This is a genomic window from Lactococcus sp. FSL K6-0773 (genome assembly GCF_038006485.1).
GTDB classification, from domain to species: Bacteria; Bacillota; Bacilli; order Lactobacillales; family Streptococcaceae; genus Lactococcus; species Lactococcus lactis.
This window is the reverse complement of the sequence record NZ_JBBOVF010000001.1, coordinates 2,432,843-2,454,501: the sequence shown is the minus strand read 5'-3', so window position 1 is coordinate 2,454,501 and position 21,659 is coordinate 2,432,843. Positions and strand designations below refer to the sequence as shown.

The following is a 21,659-nucleotide window of genomic DNA, read 5'->3' as shown; positions in this document are numbered from 1 at the left end:
ACGATTTATAATTCATTTCTTTTATTTTTTATATTCACTAGGGTTAATGTCAACCGGAATTCTCCAACCATTCCCAGCAATCCGGTCAATTAGACCTCGTGCTTTATTAAATTCCCAAGTTCCAACATGTTGGAAACCACGACTTTCTAAGAATCGAATTTGCTTAGGTGTAGTTAGACCTGACATTTTTCGTTTATTTAATTTATCAAGTAATACTTTAGCTTTCCCAGAGTTTTCAATTTCTTCTGGAAAGATGCCAAATTTTTCAAGTGCTGCAATTTGTTTATCAGAAGCTGGGGCCATTTCCCAACCAAAAGACGGGGCATAGTTTATCAAGTCTTCTGATTGAATAGAAAGTTCAAATTGTAGAGGGTCCACAAGTTTTCGTTTCCGTTTTTTCATCGTTGCCAATTTTTCTGCCAGTGAGTTTTCTCGGTCTTGAACGACTTCACTTTCAGCTTCCTTCGCAACTTCTTCTAAATCAAAGAGTTGTAGCTGATCATCTTCTTCAACCTCAGCCATTTTTTCAGTCATCTTTTTAGCAATTTCATCATCTTTAGCAATCAAGTGTGCTGGATGAACTAGCTCATGACGTTCTGTGTGCCAAAGGAAATCCAGAATCAAACAATCTTCTTTGCCTTCTGCCAAACGCAAGCCACGGCCAATACATTGAACATAAAGCGGACGTGATTTTGTTGGTCTTAGCATAATGACACAATCGACTTCTGGTGAGTCCCAACCTTCTGTCAGTAACATTGAGTTACACAGTACGTTGTACTTTCCGTTGTCAAAGTCTTCTAAAATCTCCGCACGGTCCTTGGAATCTCCATTGACTTCTGCAGCTCTAAATCCTTTTTCATTGAGAATATCTCGAAACTTTTTAGAAGTTGCTACAAGCGGTAAAAAGACAACTGTTTTTCTGTTTGAGCAATTTTTGACCATTTCATCTGCTATTTGGTAAAGGTAAGGGTCTAATGCACTTCCAACTTCACTTGCTTTAAAGTCACCGGCTGACATTGAAACACCAGATAAATCAATTTTTAATGGGATAGTCATTGCTTTCATCGGTGACAAGTATTTATTTTTTATCGCATCAGGCAAGGTGTATTCATAAGCGAGCGACTCAAAGAACTCACCCAGATTTTTCTTGTCTGTTCTGTCAGCAGTTGCAGTTACTCCTAAAACTTTAGCTTCACAAAAATATTCAAGGACTTTCTGATAACTACTGGCCAAAATGTGATGTGCTTCATCAACAATGATAGTGTCATAATAATCTTGCGGGAAATCTTGTAGCCGTTTTTCACGCATCAAGGTTTGAACACTTCCGACGGTCACGCTATAAAATGATTTTTTTGCAGTTTGGTCAGCTTTTTCGACTGCAGCTTTCAATCCTGTTACTTTGAAAAGTTTATCTGCAGCTTGGTCAAGTAATTCGCCACGGTGGGCCATAATTAAAACTCGCTCACCTTTGCTTACTAATTGTTTTGTTAAATCTGAGAATGTCACGGTTTTACCCAATCCGGTAGGAAGAACGAGCAACGTCTTCTTGACACCACTCGCCCATTCTTCTTGGATTCGGTCATTCGCTTCATTCTGATATGGACGGAGTTCCATTATTATCCTCCTCTAAATCAAAGCTCATTTGAGGGTTTGCTTTATCTTCTAATTCAAGTGCTTTCGCCTCAGCATTATAATAGTCTTCATCACATTCAAATTTTGCTGTGATAGTATAATCTTTCTCTTTATAGGAGAAGTCTTGGCCGATACTTACCAACCATTGAGAGAAGCTTTTTACAGCTTCTGAAAACTCAAATTTAAATTTACCTGTTAGATTTTTTTCTGCAAGCATTTTCTATTCCCCCCTTAAAAGTTATAGCTAGCGCCATTTTGAGGTGCAGCAGTTTGTTGTGGGAATGGCGTTACATTTTGTTGAGGTGGTTGAGTTTGAGCTGGTGGTTGTTGATAATTTTGTTGTGGTGCTTGATAACCTGGTGCAGCAGTTTGTTGAGTTGGTTCAAGAAAATCTTTGATTCTATTGTTTTGAGCTGGATTCCCAGAACGGTCAGTATAGTCATTAACAACAAGACTTGCCGCACCTTTAGCACCTAATACAGTGCCCCAGTTCATTTTTACCTTACCTTCTGGATTTTTAGGAGCACCAATTGATGTAAAGAATTGATTGATTTTCCATTGCATTTTCTTATAAAGATAGAAGTTTTCTGTCAGTGTTGATTTTTCACCAGTAGATGTTGTGAATTCCAATGTTACTGTCGCTTTAGGACAATTAGCAGGAATCTTACTTTCACGGTTTGCCGGCTTCTCATAAATACCTTTTTCAAGTCCTGTAATTGTGAAAGGATAATTACCTTCTGGCAAGAGGACGAAGGGGCTTCCTTCTTCTACTTCATCGTCCCAACCTAAAATTTGCATATCATCGTTCATGTTTAATTTCTCCTTTTATTTAGTAAGCTCTTTTAGCTTTAATTTCTGTGAAAATTTTGTCCCACTGAGCAACAAGACCACCTTGAATTAAATCATCTGGATAATCTTTAACTAGCATTTCATAAGGTCTAAAGCCTTTTTCTGCTACCAATCTACGAATTTCTTCTTCTGTCACTTCATTTACTGACATCAGTTGAGCCAATTCTTTTGGTATTGCTGGATCAATGATATTTGGTTCACGTCCAAAATTGTTTTCTTGAGGTGTTTCAACCGTGGTTGCTGCAGTTACTTGTTCTTGTTGAGGTTGCTCAACTGGTGGCTGCATTTGAACCGGTGGAGTGGCTTGTTTTTGGAAAATATGAGCAATTGCTCCAAATTCAAGTGGCAGCTTGTCAGGCAAATTATGTCTGTTTTTTGCATCCCAACCTGGATGATGTGCCGCAAACATAACACGTTGACCACCAGTTGCTTTTTTTGAATTGGTTTTGCTGTCAGTAACAATCGTTGTTTCATAATTCGCAAACAGAACCATATCCGCCCATTCCTTCAACATCGCTCCAGTCTTATCTTCCATTTTTAGCTGATAGCGGTCATAAGCACCCATTTGGTCAGGTTCTTCTTTTTTCTTAAGTTTCGCATGAGCAGTTACAACAACATTAATTCCAACTTCAACTACATCACTCAACTTATTTACAAGTTGACCAAATTCTTTTTCAAGAGAAACATATTTTGCCCCATAATCATTTGTACTATCCGTCCATTTTCCAAGTACGGCTAAATGTTCTTTACATTTTCTTTCAGCCCAATCCCCACTATCAATGATTAAGGTTTGGCAGATTTGACGTTGTTTAACATCTTCTACCTCATCCATAATCATTTGCCAACTTCGGGGAGAGGGCATTCGCATTACATCCATATTTGAGGTTGAACCCTCGATATCAATGAACACTGCATTTGGAAACTGTGAAGCAAAGGTTGACTTCCCAATTCCTTCAACTCCGTACAAAACTACTTTTTGAGCGGTAGCAGTTGGACCGCTTGTAATGTTAAATGCCATTACTTCTCCTTATATTTTTTCTAGTATTTCAAGGTATTTTTTATTCTCAGTTATGCGTCTTTTACAGGCGTATTTTCCTTGTATATCTTCAGGATGACTTGATATATAAAGATCGTTTAGTCGTATTCTTTTAATTATTTCATCCATGAGTTGATCTTTTCTTTCTGGGTAAAAATATAAATTCCCTCTGAAAGTTAGCCGTTTAAAATTGCAACATTTCAAAGCACAATCGTATTCAGTCGACTTATAAGGGTAAACCACTACTTCTTTACCGCCAGTTTCTGGATTAAGTTTAATCATTTTCCTTCTTTTCTGATTTTTGAAATTGCTAGCATTTCCTAAACGCTTTAAATGCTCTTCCTTTGATATCCCCTCTAAATTTTCCAAACAATTGTTAGTGGGGTTATTATCTTTATGTCTCACAATTTCAGGCTCATAGGCATTAAATGTTATAAATACCAACCTAGATAGACTTCTTTTAAAACACATACCCTCAACGGACAAATTTATAACGACGATATTCTTTTTAGTTAAATAAGGTACTAAAAATTTGTTAGTATTATAGGACCAAACTCTCCCATGTCTAGTCACAGCATAGTTAGGATAGTCTGGAATCTGTTTCATTTCCATAATCCACCACCTCAAAACTGATATTTTGTCTGTTCTGGCTGTGCTGGTTGTGTTTCTATTACAGCCGCTTGTTCAGTTTCTTCACCGTAACCATCGGAGATGATAATTGAGCACTCGTCACCAGTTGAAACTCTTGTGGCAATCGCTTGTAATTGCTCTTGTTCCAACCATTGGCCAAACTCTTTCAAAGTGTCTAAGTCCATCTGTTCTAACTTATCAATCAAGATGAAACCACATTCTGGATTAAGTTTGCGAACAATTGCGGTTGAAACTTTAAGCTGTTCAGCTCCAGACATGTTGTCCCAGCGTTGACCTTTGTAGAGAAGCTCTCCTTCTGCTACTGACAGACCCGGCAAAGGCAAATCTGCATCTTCTAACAACTGATTTTTATCTAAACGAATACGATCAATTTGAGCGCTCAAGTTATCATATTTTTCTTTTTCAATTTGAGCATCTTGTTCGGCTTTGTCTTTATCAAGATTGGCACGGACTTTGCGATTGATTTCTTCGGTATTACTGATGCTGTACTCAAGTTGCTCAGTTGACTCATCATGCAAATCAAGTGCATCTTTTTCAGCAATTTCTAGTTGTTGGTCAACTTTGGCTTTCTCTTTGATTAATCGAGCAATTTCAGAATCAAGTTGGGTTTGATGTTGTTTCAGACTATCCCTTTGCCCTCTCAGTCGCTCATTTTCAGCATTCTTAGCAAGAATAGCTTGTTGTTCCTGAATAAGTTCAGACACACTGATAAGCTCTTTGGGTGCTTCCTGGAAGTAGGTCATCTCAGCAGCAAATTTCTTTTTCTGGTCTGCAACTCGTCCTATAACCAAACGCTCATTATAAAGTTCTTGTTCTTTTTTCTCGAACTCTGCCAGCTTGTCACCAACTCCAATTATTTGAAGCAAGGTTCTTGCTTTTTCAGCATTTGATGATTCCATGAATTTTGGAAGATTGAGGGCAAATTCTTCTACAAAACTATCCAGAAGTTTTTGTCCGGCTTTTTGACCGCTAGGATCAATGACTTTCAAATCACTGTTTTTTCCATCACGCTTGATTTCTAAACCATTGCTCAATGATATTTGAAGATTTGGAGGAAGTACGCTACCTTCACGATGCGGTTGACTAGGTTTGTACTTATTACCACCCAAAGCCCATGCAATGGAATCAAGGATTGATGTTTTACCTTGACCATTTCGTCCACCAATCACTGTCAGTCCATTTTGTGTTGGTTCAAGTGAAACTGCTTTGACACGCTTCACATTTTCAATTTCTAATTTATTGATTTTTATCATGTTTTATTTTTCCTTTGGTTTATATTCAAAAAACTCTCCAGGAGTAATGTTGAAGTACTGACATAAGGTTTCTAACATTCTAAGGTCAATCCTTGCGGTTCTATGAAACTTTAAATCTGTCAGGGTAGTTCTTGATAGTCCTGTATCTTTACTAATTTCTGAAATAGAAACTTTCTGTTTATCCATCCAGTAAAATAATTTATTTTTGATCATAGTGCACCTACTTCAATTTCTTGTACTTAGTGACAGTTGAAGTTAAATCAAACCAATACAGATTTTCAGATTCTTTTTGTAGTGCAAAGTTAGCGGAATGATAATCAGTTCCAATATACTTTTCAAATTCAATTTCTTTAATCACTGAACGAGCAACTGCACAGAAGGCACTTCCTCTTTCACGAGATGTGAACGAATTACTAAATTGTTTATTGCTAAATTCTAGTCCAATTAAGTTCCCAGTTTTTGCAACTCTGAAATAAGGGGCATCAGTAACATTGATACAGTAAAACGCTAAATCTCCACCTTTGCTAATATGGATAGTCGGTGTCAAAATCATATTTCGAGCGCCAACTGTTCTTTTCTTGATTTTTGTAAAATCAAATTTTACGTTGCTTTTCATGTTTCCTCCAATTTGTTATAATGAAGGTAGAATCTTTCCACAGATTTTCTACCAGCTCGCATTACCAGTGCGGGCTTTTTTCATTTCTGCTAAGAATGGTGACTCTTCTAACCACATTCCAAGCGATTGTTCTTTTGCGTAATGAACAAGTGATTCACTGGGTTGGGCTCGTGGCTGTTTCATAGCTCGAACACGGTCATTTGCGTTCAGGATTGAACTATAAATCTCCAATTGTGCTTCAACGTCTTTTCGGCCCTCTAGCCACTGTTGGTCAGACTTGTTTAAAAGTTTAATTTTGAGCATTTTTCCTCCTATTTTTTATAACTCTTATAACGAGTTGCTTCTTTCCACTCTACAAACTCTTTGAATATTTCTTTATTGATAAATACAAGTCCGTGAGTTGGATTGAGTACACCTTTTTTAAATTCAGGTCGATCTCTCATTTCAGTAAGCCAGGCTGTTAATGTGCCTTTTGATAAGCCTTGCCAGACTTCCATAAGGTGTTTTTTGTCACACCATTCTGCATCTTCTGCATTTTCTACAGGTAGATAGGTTATTTTTGCGTATGGCATTTTAATTTCCTTTCTTAATCTAAGTCAAAGTATTTAATGAGAAATGTGATAAGCCATTTTACAGACTGAGTATATTTTCGGTTCCCATTTAATACAGAGCTGATATCTGTTTTAGCGAATTTATAAGGTGGCTCTTTGATGTTTTCGTATGCACGAATAACATCTTTATTACTGAACCCTTCTTTTTCTAAATACTCAACAATCTTTATTCGTTGAGAATCAAAACTTTGTTCTACTTCTGACATTTTTGTCCTCCTAACTCTAAAAGTTAGATAAAAAGTTAGATTTTTTGTAGTTCACCCTTGACATACAACTACATTTCGTATAGAATAAAGGCATAGAGAAAAGCCTTAACTAAACATATAAAACTGCCGGGAAGCTTATTTATTGTGTTTGTGATTAAGTTGTTTTTCTAACGTTTTTTCTAACTTTTTATCTTACAAGAATCATTATATACGTTTTTGTAGTTCTTGTCAAGGGTTAAAACTACGTTTTTGTAAATTTATTTATAGGAGACCTTTATAATGACTGATATGACTACATTTGATAGGATTAAAAAACTTGCAGAAAAAAGAGGGAAATCATTACCAGCTGTATCTGCAGATTTAGAATTTAGTGATAATTTATTTTATCGTTGGAAAACTTCAAACCCTAAAGCAAGTGATTTAGCAAAAGTAGCTGACTATTTCCACGTTTCGGTTGACTATTTACTCGGACGTGATACGACTGAACCCAAAAATCAAACAGTTGATTTGGCTGATTTAGCTAATAAACCTAAAGATTTTGACTGGGATAGCGTTCTGTCAGTTGGAGGTAAACCTATCCCTGAAGAGGATAAAGAAATTATTCGACGTTTATTTGCTCATAAACTATCTGATTGATTATAAATTAAAGAGAGGACGGTAGTTTATGACAGGTAAAGAACTACTAGAAATTATAATTATTAAAATTGAAAATTTAGGTATTGAACTTAAATATGAAAAGTTAAGTGGTGCAAGTGCTTATATCTCTTATAAATATGGTTGGGGAATCATAGATATAGAAAGAGCAACTGCATTCGAAATATGTCACGAATATATACATGCTAAAAACAAAGATTTAATACGTCATTCGGAATACGACTGGGATAATCCTTGCGAAAAAATTGCTGACAAAGAAGCCATTCTTCTTTTATGGGATATTTTTGAAAGAAATGATGGGACGGTTGAAGATATAAATCGTTTCATTGAAGCGACTGGTTGTCCGGAAAAACTTACAAAAATTATCGTTCTGAAATCAAAGATTAAAACGTGGGACAAAGAGGAAGTTCAATCTCAAGTTGTACACTACTTAGATAGAACTGATGATGATCCCGAAAGTTGGAACGTTTATAGTATAATGGATGCATGTCACATCGATCATAAATGGGAGTCTTTGGTTAAAAGTATTATAGTAGAACTAAATTCAAAAATTGGACTTCAAAAACAAGTAATGTAAAGGAGCGCTTCATGAAATTTGGAATGCGGAAACCAAGCATTAAAAAAAGCTTTAAAGCTAGAACAACTGCCAAATATAAGCGTAAAGTAAAAAAAGCCCTCATTCCTGGTTATGGAAAAAAGGGCATGGGTTGGGTTAAAAATCCGAAAAAGGCAGCATATAATAAAGTTTATAAGAAAACAACTTTCTCAATTTGGGATTTGTTTAAAAGTAAAAAAGAGTTATCCAAGGAAGTTACAACCTTTTCAAACGCTCCTCAAATGTCTAATTCTAAACCGGAGCTTACAGCTGCTGAGATAGAAGTGTTAAATTGGTGTCATAAGAAACCAGTCTCAACAAGATTTCCAGAGCATTTCTGGTTTGAACATGGAATAAAAGAAAATTCAATAATTAATCTTATTAATAAAGAATATATCCATTATGCTGAACCCTTTGAGGCATTAGATGGACTCACTATTATACAATTAAAAAATATTTTAAAAACAAAAGAATTGAAAATCTCCGGAAACAAGAGAGAGTTAGTTGCAAGGATAGAAGAAAATTTTTCTCCTAAATTTTTAGAGCCTCTTATTAAACAAAGAGTTTACTATGTCTCTGACAAGGGGGTTAAATATCTTCATAAACAGGATAAACTACTATCCACTGAATTTAGAACTTCTTCAACTAAAAATAAGAAAGATTCCACTGAAATTAAAAGCATTCTATCTAAAAAAGAAAGAGAAAAGCAACTATTAATTACCTTAGACAGTGCGATATCAAAAAAACAATTTAATACAGCAATCCAAACCGTGAATGAATTGTGCAAACTTACGAATGATATGCGCTACTTTCTTATTGCTTTCTGCATAGATATCTGTGGTCTGACAAATTTTAATTTTTTAGAAATATATGGTGTTCCAAAATGGCGTCAAAACCTTATGCATAAAGTAATGAAAGAAACTAAATTAGATCTGGTAGATTTGGAAATTCACCTTCGAAATATTTGGAAAGATATTTATCCTAAGTTTCCGATTTCAATCGTAAATTCAGTTGATGATGCAATTGAATTATTGAATGACATTTTGGGTGGAAATATTGAGGAATTTAACATTTTGATTTCTCGCTTATATTCTAATTTGCCTGACAAGTATAAGGCTGATTGGAGAAAATAAAAAATCCGCTCAAGTTTGACGACAAGGGGGGCGGATTTAAACTATAAAATAGTATAAAGGCTTTGAATAAGCTTTTTTACTATACCATTTTATCAGAAATGAGGTATAAAAAGCAAATGTGGATAGAAGATTTACCAAATGGGAAGTATAAATATTTTGAAAGATACCGTGATCCACTGACAGAGAAATTAAAAAAGGTTTCTGTAACCCTGGATAAAAAAACACCACGAGCACAAAAAATTGCACTTAAAGAATTAACTGAAAAAATAAATAAAATACTTTCTCATAATGAAGGAAGTGATATCACTTTTGTTGATTTATATGATGAATATTATAAAAACTGGTCTCCAACGGTCAAAGCCTCATCACTTCGTGGAACAACAGCAAATGATAATCGTATATTAGAGAAAATCGGTAAAAATGCAAAAGCTAGAAATATAAATCGCCGGTTAATTCAAGATTTAGTAAACGAGATGATGGACGAGGGCTATGCCTATAGCTACTACAATGGTTTCAAGAAAAGATTTCACTCCATTCTAGATTTCGGAGTCAGGATGGGTTATCTTGAAGTAAATGAAGCCAGTTTTGTAAAAGCTCCCAAAAAAACAAAAACTTTTAATGAAGTTCAGGAAAAACGAGATAGTTATCTTGAATTAAGTGATATTAAAAAAATTCTTTCTGTTCTGAGAATAACTTCAAGAGTTGAGCATATTGCCAATTTTGTAGAATTTATGGCATATACTGGGGCTCGTTATGGTGAAACAGCTGCTCTTACAATTCATGAAATAGATTTGGAAAATGGGACAGTAACAATTAACGGCACTTATGATAGGGCGTTGAAAATAAAAACCACTCCGAAGACTGAGTTCTCTTACAGAACAATAACAATCTCAGAAAACATTAAAAATATAATCCAAGAGCAACTTGAGTTATTAGAACTTCATCGTTCTTTGAAAGGTAATGATTTTAATAAAGATAACTATATTTTCTTTACTGTTAATGGTGCTGCGGTTGACTTAGATACTCTCAATGTAGTTGTGAGGAGAGCTGCAGAAAAAGTCGGAATAACAAAGCATATTACATCCCATATTTTTAGGCATTCTCACATTGCTTTACTCGCTGAACTTGGAATACCTCTAAGCGCTGCAATGGATCGAGTAGGACACACCGACTATAAGACAACTCTTAGCATTTACTCACACGTCACAAAATCTGTTAAGATTGATATTGTTAAAAAACTAAATGAGATTAAATAAAAAAATGCCTCTCAATTACAAGGGGCACTTTTTATTTACAAGGGCCATAATTGACTTTTAGGGGGCACAAACACATTATTTAATTAATCAGTATGTATCACTAATTATTTAACTTATTAATATATGCCCCTTTAGTGCCCCTTTGAAATTATTTTTTACAAGATTCAACCAAAAAACATTGATATAACAACACTATTTTATTTTATCCGATAGAACCCTCCATTGAATAAGAAATCAAGCGATTTAATTCAACAGCGTATTCCATTGGCAATTCTTTGGTAAAGGGTTCAATGAAGCCCATGACAATCATGTCAGTTGCTTCTTTTTCTGTAAGTCCACGACTCATCAAATAATAGAGTTGTTCTTCTGAAATTTTTGACACTTTCGCCTCGTGTTCCAAGGCGACTTGTGAATTATGAATTTCATTGAATGGTACGGTATCTGATTTTGATAAATCATCCATTAAAATTGTGTCACATTCAATATGAGAAGCAGATTTTTTAGAATTTTTTCCAAAAGTAACTTGTCCACGGTAATTGACTGCTCCACCATTTTTGGCAATAGACTTAGAAATGATTGAACTTGAAGTATTTGGTGCGTTATGAATCATTTTAGCACCTGTATCTTGATTTTGGTTTGCTCCAGCAAAAGCGATTGAGAGCATTGTTCCACGCGCTCCTGGTCCATTCAAATGAACGGCTGGGTATTTCATGGATACTTTTGACCCTAAGTTTCCGTCAATCCATTCAACCGTCGCATTTTTTTCTGCAGCAGCACGCTTGGTAACCAGATTATAGACGTTATCTGACCAGTTTTGAATAGTAGAGTAGCGCATATAACCACCCTCTTCAACAAAGATTTCAACCACTGCTGCATGAAGTGAACTTGCAGAGTAAGTTGGTGCAGTACATCCTTCAACGTACTGAATAGATGCCCCTTCTTCAACAATAATCAATGTCCGTTCAAACTGTCCTGATTTTTCGTTGTTAATACGGAAATAAGCTTGAATCGGAATCTCACATTTGACTCCTTTAGGAACATAGACAAATGACCCTCCAGACCAAACGGCAGAATTTAAGGCTGCCAATTTGTTATCCGTTGGTGGAACGAGTTTGCTGAAATATTTTTTGAAAATTTCTGGATAGTCACGTAATCCTGAATCAGTGTCAGTGAAAATAATTCCTAATTTTTCAAATTCATCTTTCATATTATGATAAACAACTTCTGATTCATATTGAGCAGAAGCTCCTGCCAAATATGAACGTTCAGCTTCTGGAATACCAATTTTTTCAAAAGTGTCTTTGATTTCTTGAGGAACGTCTTCCCAAGAACGCGCAGCTTTTGCTGATGGTTTTTGATAATAAACAATATCATTAAAATCAATACCAGAAAGATCTGGGCCCCATTTTGGCATGTCCAATTTTTTAAAAGCTTCAAAAGATTTCAGACGAAACTCTAACATCCACTCAGGTTCATTTTTTGTTTCAGAAATTTCGCGAATAACTTCTTCGGTCAAACCTAAACCTGTTGTGAATTCAAGTTCTGCATTATCGTGAAATCCAAATTTATATTCTTCGAGGTCTTTGACGACTTCTTGTGTACTATTTTCTGTCATTTTTCTTCCTCTTTGGCATATTTATTACTGACAGACTTGTCAGCTTTGCTGACAAATCCTTCATCCATTGATAAAAAGCTCAATTCAATCGCTTTTTACTGACAGACTTGTCAGCCTTACTAACAAGTCCTTTATCCATTGATAAAAAGCTTTTTTCAGCCGCTACTGACAAGCTCATCAGTTTTACTGACGAGTTTTTATTTGCTGATAAAAAATCTGTCAGTAACTTTTAGCTATTCGCCATGAATTACTGTTTCTTGTGCTTCACCAACATCAATGGCTTTTTTTAGGGCATTCCAAGCCAGAGTGGAGCATTTTACTCGAGCTGGAAATTTACTAACCCCTGCAAGAAACTGAGCATCTCCAAGTTTTTCTTGTCGTTCGTCAGTTTCACCGGTCACCATTGCTGAAAAAATAGTTGCTAGCTCTTTTGCTTCTTCTTTTGTTTTTCCAAGAACAGCAACGGTCATCATTGAAGCTGAAGCTGTTGAGATTGTGCAGCCATGGCCACTAAAAGCAATGTTTGAAATGACATCATTTTCAAATTCAACAGTCAGGCGAATCACATCACCACAGGTTGGATTGTTGAGGTCAACCATACATCCTGTCTGTAATTCTCCAGCATGACGTGGATTTGATGAGTGGTCAAGAATTACTGCACGATATAGATTATCTAATTTAGATAAAGCCACATTTTCACACTTTCTTTATTTTAATATTGATAAAAATAAATTCTAAAAGTTACTGACAGCCTTCTTTAATGACTTATAAAATTTCTGTCAGTAACTTTTTGATTATTCTTGTTCTCTAATCATCCGTTTTTATTCCATTTTTACGAATATAACGAAGGATGAGGTTTGCTGCAATTACCACAGCTAAAATGATGATGATAAATAGAATGAGTAAGCCAATCGAACCCTGAACGAGTGAACGAAATAGGCTTAGTCCTCCGGAGGCATAGATAAATCCCCAAGCTAAGTAACCTGGAATCGCAGCCAATGTGTATTTATACCAAGACCAATTTGTTAGGCCAGCGCCAAATTGAACAGCAGTTTGAAAACCGACTGTTAAAAAAGACAGAGGAATAATTGGCCAACCCATTTTTTGAATGGCTAAAATTCCAGCGGAAGTCTCTGAATTTTTCTCAAGTTTTTTGCCCCACTTCGTTTTCAAAATTCCATGATAACTCAATTTTCCTAACCAAAAAGTACATTGAGCTCTAAAGAAAACAACAACAAATAAAAATGTGGTTGCCAACCAAAGTGGGAGGGAGGCGACCCAATTAAGCATATTAATCAAGGTTGAAAAACTCCTTTGTTTTTTTAAGTGCTTCAACTAATTTATCACAATCTGCTTTTGTATTATAAAGATAAAAGCTTGCTCTAGCAGTTGCCGGAGTTTCGAGATAATTCAATAAAGGTTGAGCACAATGGTGACCAGCTCTTACAGCTACCCCCTCCATATCAAGGGCAGTTGCGACATCATGTGGATGAAGTCCTTCAATATTAAAAGCAATTAGACCGCCTCTTTTTACATTATCTTTCGGTCCATAAATCTTTAAGCCTTCAATTTCTTGAAGTTTTGGCATTAGGTAATCAATCAATTCAATTTCGTGCTGATGAATTTGGTCAATCCCAAGCTCTTGAATATAATCAATTGCAGCTCCTAAAGCAATAGCACCCGCAATATTAGGTGTGCCAGCTTCAAATTTCCAAGGAAGTTCTGTCCATGTTGAATGACTTTCATAAACAAAATCAATCATTTCTCCCCCAAATTCGACAGGTTCAAATTGATTTAGAAGTTCTTCTTTGCCATAAAGAACGCCAATTCCAGTTGGTCCCATCATTTTATGACCTGAGAAAGCAAAGAAATCGACATCCATTTTTTGAAGGTCAATCGCCATATGTGGTGTAGATTGTGCACCATCAACCGCCATGTAAGCACCGTGTTCATGAGCAATTTTGGTAATTTCTTCTACTGGATTAATTGTCCCTAATACATTAGAAACATGAGCAATCGATACAAATTTAGTTTGATTAGTGATTTTTTTACGTAAATCATCCATATCTAGCTGACCATCTTTAAGATAGACAAACTTTAAGATTGCTCCAGTTTTCTTAGCAACCTCTTGCCAGGGAACAATATTAGAATGGTGTTCCATAATCGAAATGACAATTTCATCCCCTGTTTTTAAGATTTGCCCGGCAAACTGAGCAACCCAGTTGATTGAAGTCGTTGTTCCTCTAGTAAACAAAACCTCTTTTGTTGATTTAGCATTGATAAACTGACGGACTTTTTCACGCGCCGCTTCGTATTTTTCAGTTGCTCGCTCTGCCAAAGTATGAACACCACGGTGGACATTAGCATTATCATTTTCATAATAATCTTTTATCGCAGCCAAAACCTTCAAAGGTTTTTGAGTCGTTGCCGCATTGTCCAAATAGACCAAAGGTTCATCATTAACAATTTGATTCAATACTGGAAAATCTTTTTTGATGCCTTCAAGCATTACATGCCCAGCTTTCTTTCAATAGTTTCAATAAATTCTGCTTGGACTGATTTGACAGGAATTTCACTGACAACTGAACCGAGAAATCCTCGAATAACAAGTCGTTTAGCAGTTTCTTCATCAAGTCCACGAGATTGAAGATAGAATAAATCTTCCTCATCTACCTGACCAACAGAAGCTGCGTGACCCGCAGTTACTTCATTTTCATCAATCAAGAGAATTGGATTTGCATCTCCTCGTCCTTTATCAGAAAGCATTAAAACGTGAGAAGATTGTTGAGCATCCGCATTTTTCGCCCCTTTGATAATATGACCAATGGCATTAAATGTCAAAGTTCCTTTATCAAGAATTACACCATTTTGCAAGATATGACCAACCGAATTTAGACCAAAATTAGTCACTCTTGTATCAATTCCTTGCGTTTGATGACCTGTTGAAATCCCAACCACTTTAATTTGTGAATGAGAACCATTCCCTTTGAGGTCACTATCAAAGTCAGCAACAACATTTCCATCATTCATGACACCAACGGACCAGTCAACTGTTGCATTATCACCAATCAATCCGCGACGAACAACTGAAGCTGTAACATTTTCTCCTAAACGGTCAATGGCTGCAAATTTGACTTGAGCCCCTGCCTTTGCAATTACTTCAACGACAATATTTGCTTTTGCCTTTGAGCTTTGCTCATCACTTGTTTCCAAACGTTCAAGGTAGTCAACTTTGGCATTTTTTCCAACGATAATTAAAATTCGTTTATTAAAAGGAACTTCTGATGAACCCTCTTGCATCAAAATTGATTCAATGGGTTCAAGTACTTCCACACCATCTGGAACATAAAGAACTAATCCAGAATTAAATGTCACAGTATTTGCTGCTGTTAAACGACTTTCATTAAATGGAACCACAGAACCAAAATTTTCCTCAAGTAGTTCAGGAATTTCGGTTAAAGCTGAATTGAAATCTGTGAAAATTACGCCTTGTTCAGCCAAATTTGGTGTCATTTGTTCCATAACTGTTTGACTTCCGACTTGAACAAGCAAAGGATGATTTGGAATTTCCGTAAAAGTAGGAACAGATCCAATTTCTTCGTTTTCAGAAATGCTTAAATGGTCTAAGCCCCAACGATTAATTTTTACTCGTTCAATATTAGGTAATTCTAGATTTTCAAATTCAAGTGCAGCTTTTTGACGTAAATCTGATAACCAAGCTGGTTCAGCATGCATTTGTGAAAAGTTTAAGATTTCTTGATTCATAATTAATATTAGCAAGTTTGCATTTTCTTAACTGAATTCATTAATTTGCTGACAAAACATTCTGTCACTAAATTAATGAATTTTAGACTTACTGACAGCTCTGTCAGTAAGCAAAAATAACTTACTATCTCCTTTCCTTAAACTTCTTCTTTATATTCTAATCCAAGTTCCTCAGCGATATTGACATATCCTTCAGTTTCTAGACGTTTAGCTAGTTCTGCGCCACCTGTTTTCACCACACGACCATCCATCATAATGTGGACAACATCTGGTGTAATATAATCAAGCAAACGTTGATAGTGGGTAATAATCAATGCCCCAAATTTCTCACCACGCATTGAATTAACACCTTTAGCAACAACTTTTAAAGCATCAATATCAAGTCCTGAGTCAATTTCATCAAGAATGGCAAAAGTTGGTTCTAACATCAAAAGTTGAAGGATTTCATTACGTTTCTTTTCACCACCAGAAAAGCCTTCATTGAGATAGCGCTCAGCCATTTCTTCTTTCATGCTCAAAACTTCCATATTTTTATCCAATTTTTTGATAAATTCCATAACAGAAACTTTGTCATCCTCAGCACGTTTAGCATTCATTGCTGCTCGCAAAAATTCTGCATTCGTAATTCCTGGAATTTCAGATGGATATTGCATGGCAAGGAAAAGTCCAAGACGAGCTCTTTCATCAACGCTCATTTCTAAAACGTTTTGACCGTCAAAAAGAACTTCTCCTTGTGTCACGCTATAATTAGGATTTCCCATAATTGCAGCAGATAATGTTGATTTACCAGTCCCATTAGGTCCCATAATCGCATGGATTTCATTGGTGTTGATGACTAGATTGACCCCTTTGAGAATCTCTTTATCTTCAATCGCCACATGAAGATTTTTAATTTCAAGTGTAGCCATTTTTTCGCTCCTTTGAATTGTCAATTGTATTTGACATTTATAGTCTCTATTCTAACAAAAAATTGACAAAATTTGTTATTTTCGCATACATTATTTTTATTAATCGCAATATAAATAATAAATGACAACAGGCATTTTTAGATATCAAAAAACCTCTAAAATTAGAGGTTTTTCTTATTTTTTATTTCGACTTCTACGATAATTTTGAATTGGGAATTCTTGTGTTGGTTCATCAATTTCCTCATCTATCATTGAATGATTTCCAATATCTTCTTCATTTTCATCTATATCTGCATCTTCATCAGAATGGAGAACTTTATCACGATAACTAGAATTTCCAACAAATTTCAGTGCTTTTAAGACTGGCTGCCGATTTTCGCCTAGAATTCCAACAAGTTCAATAAATATTTCCAATCCAAAGAGACAAGCAATCACTAAGAGAATCCCACCGATACGACTTGAAAATTGCAAAAGAATGGAGATAAATGCAAATATTGATGCAATTCCATAAATGACTAGAACAGCTCCATGATGAGTAAAACCAAGTGCCATTAGGCGATGGTGAAGATGTCGTTTATCAGCCGTTGCAATCGATTGACGATTAAGTTTCCGACGAACCATTGCCATAATTGTATCCGTAATTGGTACTCCTAAAATTAGTAAAGGAGTCAAAACGGCTACAGCCGTTGCATTCTTTAATCCTTGCAAAGAAGCAACCGAGATGATAAAACCAAGGAATAGGGCTCCCGTATCTCCCAGATAAATAATCGCTGGATGATAATTATAAGGAAAGAATCCCATAATTGCAGCCACCATTATAAAAATGGTAATCGGTAAAAATACATTTGGACTTGGTAAGAAAAAGTAAGAAACAATTCCCATTGTTGTCAGTGAAATAATTGATACTCCACTTGCTAGTCCGTCCAATCCGTCAATTAAATTTATTGCATTAGTAATCGCAAGTATCCAAAAAACGGTAAAAATAAAGGATAACCAAGCAGGAAAGATTAGTAAAGGCCCCCCGAAAGGAATTTTTAAATTATCAAAGCGGGCGTTGGTAAAGAACCAAATAAAACTCGCCGCAACTGTCAATCCTAAAAGTTTCATTTTAGGTGAAATTTCTTTTATATCATCAATCAAACCAGTCAAAACAACAATTCCAGCACCAACAATAAAGGGCCAAATGTAGCTAAAATAGCTGACTAGCTGAATTGGCTGATGACTTGCGCCATGTACTGGAGGTTGCGAATGAATGGGAGGCTGGTTATGAACAATATGTGGCAGAATAAACAAGGTCGCAATCGCAAAAGCAATGAAAATGACCAAACCTCCAGCAGAGGGCATTGGTTTTTTATTCACACGACGCTCGTTAGGCTTGTCCACCGCACCAATTGCTTTGGACACAAAAGTCATAATTGGCGTTAAAATCACAGAGATACCAAAAGTGATAATAATAACAATTAGGAACTTAAGTGCAAAGGGGATTTCTTTTAATGTATCAACCATATTTAGATTTTTCTAAGAACATCTAAAGCACGTGTCGCGATAAGACATTCACCATACTCCTGCAAAAATTCTCGACTCATTTTTGTTGCTTCCCCATATTCCATCATTCGTGAACGGGTACTTTCGACATGCATCTTGCCTTTTTCTTTTTGATTATCCAAAACAACAAGATAAAAATTGCCATCATAACGATAAAACTCTGATTCTTCATCAGCAAACTTCACATTTTTTATTCCTGTTAAGACAGACATAATATCTTCATAACGAATAGAGTAATAAATAAAATCTGGCTCTTGTTCAGCTTCGTCTTTTTTTGTTCCTGGTAAACCAAGCCCAGGTTTAAAATCAGTAATTCCTCGCTCGCGCGCCATATCTGCCCCTATTTCATTTAATTTATTATAAAAACCAGTCATCAATTCTTCAAACTCTTCTGGGTCATCTGGAATTTCTCCACCTTCACCTAGCATCGATTCTTCATGAACAATCATATGAACACCTTGAGGAAAAGGTTGGATTTGGAAAGTTAACATTCCCACATTTCCAAAGCGATTTTCTAAACCAAGCTCATCAACCAATTCATAGAAAAATTGTTCAATGACTTCTTGATTTCCGAAAAAGTCTGATAATTTGATATCATAATCTGTCAAATCATCAAAAGACAAGGTGATTTTTATAGTATTTTCGTTTATATCCTCATATTTCATTTTGTTTTCTCTTTTCTATAATTTGTCTTCTATCACTTTACCAGCCTTATTAGTATTATACCACAGACCAGAAAAAAAACAGCAGACATGCCGTTTTTTTGATATTCTCTTTAACTATAAGCTTTTAAATTATAGGACTTTTGCTAAAAAGTCTTGTGTTCTTTTTTCTTTTGGTGAATCAAAAACTTGAGCCGGTTTTCCTTGCTCAACAATTGTTCCATCAGCCATGAACAAAACTCTGTCAGCAACTGTTTTAGCAAATCCCATTTCATGGGTTACAACAACCATTGTCATGCCTTCTTTGGCAAGTTCTTGCATCACGGCTAAAACTTCACCAACCATTTCAGGGTCAAGTGCTGATGTTGGTTCATCAAAAAGCATCACATCTGGGTTCATGGCTAAAGCACGAGCAATAGCTACCCTTTGTTGTTGCCCACCTGACAATGCTTGTGGATAAGCCTCTGCTTTATCTGAGAGTCCAACTCTTTGAAGTAAATCTTCCGCCGTTTTTTTAGCTTCTTCTTTGGTCATTTTACCCGTTTTAACTGGAGCCAAACATAGATTTTCAAGGACTGTCATATTAGGAAATAGATTAAATTGTTGAAAAACCATCCCCATTTTTTCTCGGTGTTTGAAGACATCCACTGATTTATCAGCAATATTAACTCCTTCAAAATAGACTTGACCATCTGTTGGCTTTTCTAATAAGTTCATCGTTCTTAAAAAAGTTGATTTCCCAGAGCCAGAGGGGCCAATCATCACAACAACTTCACCTTTTTTTATTTGGATATCAAGTCCTTTTAAGACTTCATTTTTTCCAAAATATTTATGCAGATTTTTTATTTCGATTAAATATTCATTCATTATTTTGCATATCCTTTCCCGAGTTTCTTTTCAAATAAAACAAGTAAGCGACTGACAACAAAAGTGACTACAAAATAGTAGAGAGCTACAAATAACATCGGGCTAATGGTTTGATAAGTCAAATTTGCTACTGTTTGTGCACCATTGAAAACTTCCATTACTCCAATTGTATAAAGAAGCGAGCTGTCCTTGATAATTGTCACAAATTCATTGCCGACGGCTGGTAGAATGTTTCTCAAAGCCTGAGGTAAAATAACGGTTGCCATCGCTTGTCTTGGCCGAATTCCTAATGAATAGGCGGCTTCTTTTTGACCAAGAGGAACAGCTTCAATTCCAGCCCGAACAATTTCCGCCATATAAGCCCCCGAATTCAGTGAGATTACAATTATCCCTGGAATCAAGCGCCCCAAATCTTGTTGTAAAATCCCAACTTGAAAGGTTGGTAAAGATAGACTTCCCATTAAGCCAAAACCAAGCATAATTTGAACGAGCATTGGTGTTCCACGGAAAATTTCAATATAGATATTTGCCAACCAGCGCAAAGGAGCAATTTTAGAAATCTTGGCAAGGGCTGTGACAATCCCTAAGAGTGTTCCAATCAAAACCACGAAAGCTGAAATCAAAATTGTGACAATCATCCCGTCATTAAAATAGGGCAGATATTTCGGTAAAAAATCAAAGTTCATATTTTCTCTTTTCTGTTTTATAATTTCTATTTTTATAAAAAAACAATAGCATAATTATAATATAAAAAGTATAAAAATACAACAATTAATGTATAATAATTAATTGAAAATAAATAAAAACTCCATAATTGGAGTTTTTTTATTCTGTCAGTAAATAATCATTCTTCTTTCAGTACTGATTGAAAGTCTGTCAGCAGCTACTAACTCATGAATTTCTCCATCAATTTGGACTGGTTGACTTTCTGCTAATTCTACGGAAAACTGAGGACTCACTCGGTGTAAAAATAAGGGATGTTTTAAATGCATTCCACGAAGAACACTTGGAATTAATGAAAAAGTCCGTAATAAATGATGTTTATTATATTCAACAAGGTGAATATCTGCATTTTCATTGGTGGCCTCAGGAGAAATTTTTACTCCACCTCCAAAGTATGGATGTTTGGTAAAAGTCATCAGAAAGGCATTTTCTAGTGAAATTTCTTGATTTTCTACTTCAATTAAAGCTGGAAATGGTTTTTTAGTTATCAAAACGTGCAAGGCAGTCAAAATATATGAAAAACTTCCCAATTTCAATTTGTTAAGCACTTGTTTAAGCTTTCCTTCATTGGCAGATTTCACGATAGTTGCATCTAAACCAATTCCAATATTATTTAGAGCATAGCCACTCAATCCTTTAGATTGATAATTCATGATAAAAATCTCATGATTAATTCCTCTACGAGCAGCTTCAAAAGATTCAATTGGGTCAAGCTTCAACTTTAAGCTTCTGGCGAAATCATTGCCAGAACCTGAAGGAATATAAGAAAAGGCCTCTTCTTCTGGAAGTTCATTAATGACAAGTGAAATGGTACCATCCCCACCAATAATAACTAAGTGGTCATCCGGATTTTTAAGGTCTAATATTTGTCTGACCAAAGCGCCTTCTTCTCCAGCAGCTTTAGTTTTAAAAAGTCGATATTCATAATTATTTTTTTCCAAATATGGAATCAAAGTCTCCAAAGTCCGCGCACCTTTACCTGCACCAGAATTGGGATTTGCAAGGAGATAATAAGTCATAGAATTATTTTACCAAAAATGACAGAGATTTTATGTTTTTAATGATTTTGTCAGTAAATTTAA

Annotated in this window: 26 protein-coding genes and 1 pseudogene; 5 read left to right on the top strand and 22 right to left on the bottom strand. The window is 35.6% G+C overall.

Annotation, left to right across the window (positions count from 1 at the left end; genetic code table 11):
• Positions 1-21 precede the first annotated feature (21 nt).
• Genes MHB61_RS12480 through MHB61_RS12430 form a run of 11 tightly spaced genes read right to left on the bottom strand, consistent with a single transcriptional unit; the run spans position 22 to position 6,854 of the window.
• Positions 22-1,614, bottom strand: a complete 1,593-nt coding sequence (locus MHB61_RS12480) for a DEAD/DEAH box helicase (protein WP_137015991.1) — start codon at positions 1,612-1,614, stop codon at positions 22-24.
• Positions 1,589-1,849 carry a hypothetical protein gene (locus MHB61_RS12475; RefSeq protein ID WP_137015989.1) on the bottom strand — a complete coding sequence of 87 codons (261 nt, stop codon included), beginning with the start codon at positions 1,847-1,849 and terminating at the stop codon, positions 1,589-1,591. Before MHB61_RS12475 ends, MHB61_RS12480 begins: the two co-directional genes overlap by 26 nt.
• 14 nt (positions 1,850-1,863) lie before the next feature.
• Complete coding sequence (locus MHB61_RS12470; RefSeq protein WP_137015987.1) at positions 1,864-2,442, bottom strand: hypothetical protein; 579 nt, start codon at positions 2,440-2,442, stop codon at positions 1,864-1,866.
• A gap of 19 nt (positions 2,443-2,461) precedes the next feature.
• Positions 2,462-3,499, bottom strand: coding sequence for an ATP-binding protein (locus MHB61_RS12465; protein WP_137015985.1), 1,038 nt, complete (start codon positions 3,497-3,499; stop codon positions 2,462-2,464).
• A gap of 9 nt (positions 3,500-3,508) precedes the next feature.
• Entirely contained in the window at positions 3,509-4,129 is a 621-nt protein-coding gene (locus MHB61_RS12460; protein ID WP_249351711.1) for an HNH endonuclease, read from the bottom strand.
• 11 nt (positions 4,130-4,140) lie between these two features.
• Positions 4,141-5,421 (bottom strand): AAA family ATPase, encoded by a 1,281-nt coding sequence (locus tag MHB61_RS12455; protein WP_137015981.1) that lies wholly within the window; start codon positions 5,419-5,421, stop codon positions 4,141-4,143.
• Between the two features lie 3 nt (positions 5,422-5,424).
• Positions 5,425-5,634, bottom strand: coding sequence for a helix-turn-helix domain-containing protein (locus MHB61_RS12450; protein WP_137015978.1), 210 nt, complete (start codon positions 5,632-5,634; stop codon positions 5,425-5,427).
• Positions 5,635-5,641: 7 nt separating this feature from the next.
• Positions 5,642-6,037 carry a hypothetical protein gene (locus MHB61_RS12445; protein WP_129300326.1) on the bottom strand — a complete coding sequence of 132 codons (396 nt, stop codon included), beginning with the start codon at positions 6,035-6,037 and terminating at the stop codon, positions 5,642-5,644.
• Between the two features lie 48 nt (positions 6,038-6,085).
• On the bottom strand, positions 6,086-6,340 hold the full coding sequence (locus tag MHB61_RS12440; RefSeq protein WP_046781507.1) for a hypothetical protein: 255 nt from the start codon (positions 6,338-6,340) through the stop codon (positions 6,086-6,088).
• Positions 6,341-6,348: 8 nt separating this feature from the next.
• Positions 6,349-6,609 (bottom strand): hypothetical protein, encoded by a 261-nt coding sequence (locus tag MHB61_RS12435; RefSeq protein ID WP_014572159.1) that lies wholly within the window; start codon positions 6,607-6,609, stop codon positions 6,349-6,351.
• A 14-nt stretch (positions 6,610-6,623) separates the two neighbouring features.
• Positions 6,624-6,854 carry a hypothetical protein gene (locus MHB61_RS12430; protein WP_137015976.1) on the bottom strand — a complete coding sequence of 77 codons (231 nt, stop codon included), beginning with the start codon at positions 6,852-6,854 and terminating at the stop codon, positions 6,624-6,626.
• Positions 6,855-7,142: 288 nt separating this feature from the next.
• On the opposite strand from MHB61_RS12430, the gene MHB61_RS12425 reads away from it, so the two are divergent.
• From MHB61_RS12425 to MHB61_RS12410, 5 genes and pseudogenes are all read left to right on the top strand, one after another.
• Positions 7,143-7,490 (top strand): XRE family transcriptional regulator, encoded by a 348-nt coding sequence (locus MHB61_RS12425; RefSeq protein WP_063283793.1) that lies wholly within the window; start codon positions 7,143-7,145, stop codon positions 7,488-7,490.
• A gap of 28 nt (positions 7,491-7,518) precedes the next feature.
• Positions 7,519-8,085 carry a hypothetical protein gene (locus MHB61_RS12420; RefSeq protein WP_137015974.1) on the top strand — a complete coding sequence of 189 codons (567 nt, stop codon included), beginning with the start codon at positions 7,519-7,521 and terminating at the stop codon, positions 8,083-8,085.
• Between the two features lie 11 nt (positions 8,086-8,096).
• A pseudogene (locus MHB61_RS13845) lies at positions 8,097-8,294 on the top strand (hypothetical protein); the annotation flags it as partial.
• Positions 8,295-8,345: 51 nt separating this feature from the next.
• Positions 8,346-9,236, top strand: a complete 891-nt coding sequence (locus MHB61_RS12415) for an SAP domain-containing protein (protein ID WP_375294502.1) — start codon at positions 8,346-8,348, stop codon at positions 9,234-9,236.
• A gap of 116 nt (positions 9,237-9,352) precedes the next feature.
• Positions 9,353-10,492 carry a tyrosine-type recombinase/integrase gene (locus tag MHB61_RS12410; protein ID WP_137015971.1) on the top strand — a complete coding sequence of 380 codons (1,140 nt, stop codon included), beginning with the start codon at positions 9,353-9,355 and terminating at the stop codon, positions 10,490-10,492.
• A 202-nt stretch (positions 10,493-10,694) separates the two neighbouring features.
• Here the strand turns inward: MHB61_RS12410 and sufB are convergent, their stop codons facing one another.
• The 11 genes from sufB to MHB61_RS12355 all read right to left on the bottom strand — a co-directional run bounded on the left by sufB (position 10,695) and on the right by MHB61_RS12355 (position 21,596).
• The gene (gene sufB, locus MHB61_RS12405; protein ID WP_004255207.1) at positions 10,695-12,107 is read right to left on the bottom strand and encodes a Fe-S cluster assembly protein SufB; all 1,413 of its coding nucleotides are present in this window, start codon (positions 12,105-12,107) and stop codon (positions 10,695-10,697) included.
• Between the two features lie 233 nt (positions 12,108-12,340).
• Positions 12,341-12,799, bottom strand: coding sequence for a Fe-S cluster assembly sulfur transfer protein SufU (sufU, locus tag MHB61_RS12400; protein WP_004255197.1), 459 nt, complete (start codon positions 12,797-12,799; stop codon positions 12,341-12,343).
• Positions 12,800-12,914: 115 nt separating this feature from the next.
• The gene (locus MHB61_RS12395; RefSeq protein WP_004255194.1) at positions 12,915-13,397 is read right to left on the bottom strand and encodes a hypothetical protein; all 483 of its coding nucleotides are present in this window, start codon (positions 13,395-13,397) and stop codon (positions 12,915-12,917) included.
• A 1-nt stretch (position 13,398) separates the two neighbouring features.
• On the bottom strand, positions 13,399-14,616 hold the full coding sequence (locus MHB61_RS12390) for a cysteine desulfurase (RefSeq protein ID WP_004255189.1): 1,218 nt from the start codon (positions 14,614-14,616) through the stop codon (positions 13,399-13,401).
• The gene (gene sufD, locus MHB61_RS12385; RefSeq protein WP_370566514.1) at positions 14,616-15,875 is read right to left on the bottom strand and encodes a Fe-S cluster assembly protein SufD; all 1,260 of its coding nucleotides are present in this window, start codon (positions 15,873-15,875) and stop codon (positions 14,616-14,618) included. Before sufD ends, MHB61_RS12390 begins: the two co-directional genes overlap by 1 nt.
• A gap of 134 nt (positions 15,876-16,009) precedes the next feature.
• The gene (gene sufC / locus MHB61_RS12380) at positions 16,010-16,780 is read right to left on the bottom strand and encodes a Fe-S cluster assembly ATPase SufC (RefSeq protein ID WP_004255181.1); all 771 of its coding nucleotides are present in this window, start codon (positions 16,778-16,780) and stop codon (positions 16,010-16,012) included.
• Between the two features lie 174 nt (positions 16,781-16,954).
• Positions 16,955-18,286, bottom strand: coding sequence for an MraY family glycosyltransferase (locus MHB61_RS12375; RefSeq protein ID WP_004255177.1), 1,332 nt, complete (start codon positions 18,284-18,286; stop codon positions 16,955-16,957).
• Between the two features lie 2 nt (positions 18,287-18,288).
• Entirely contained in the window at positions 18,289-18,990 is a 702-nt protein-coding gene (locus MHB61_RS12370) for an adaptor protein MecA (RefSeq protein WP_137015969.1), read from the bottom strand.
• Between the two features lie 129 nt (positions 18,991-19,119).
• Entirely contained in the window at positions 19,120-19,854 is a 735-nt protein-coding gene (locus MHB61_RS12365; RefSeq protein WP_004255171.1) for an amino acid ABC transporter ATP-binding protein, read from the bottom strand.
• Positions 19,854-20,540 carry an amino acid ABC transporter permease gene (locus MHB61_RS12360; RefSeq protein ID WP_004255158.1) on the bottom strand — a complete coding sequence of 229 codons (687 nt, stop codon included), beginning with the start codon at positions 20,538-20,540 and terminating at the stop codon, positions 19,854-19,856. The genes MHB61_RS12365 and MHB61_RS12360 overlap by 1 nt, the downstream gene beginning before the upstream one ends.
• 147 nt (positions 20,541-20,687) lie before the next feature.
• Positions 20,688-21,596, bottom strand: coding sequence for a diacylglycerol/lipid kinase family protein (locus MHB61_RS12355; protein ID WP_003130548.1), 909 nt, complete (start codon positions 21,594-21,596; stop codon positions 20,688-20,690).
• Positions 21,597-21,659 lie beyond the last annotated feature (63 nt).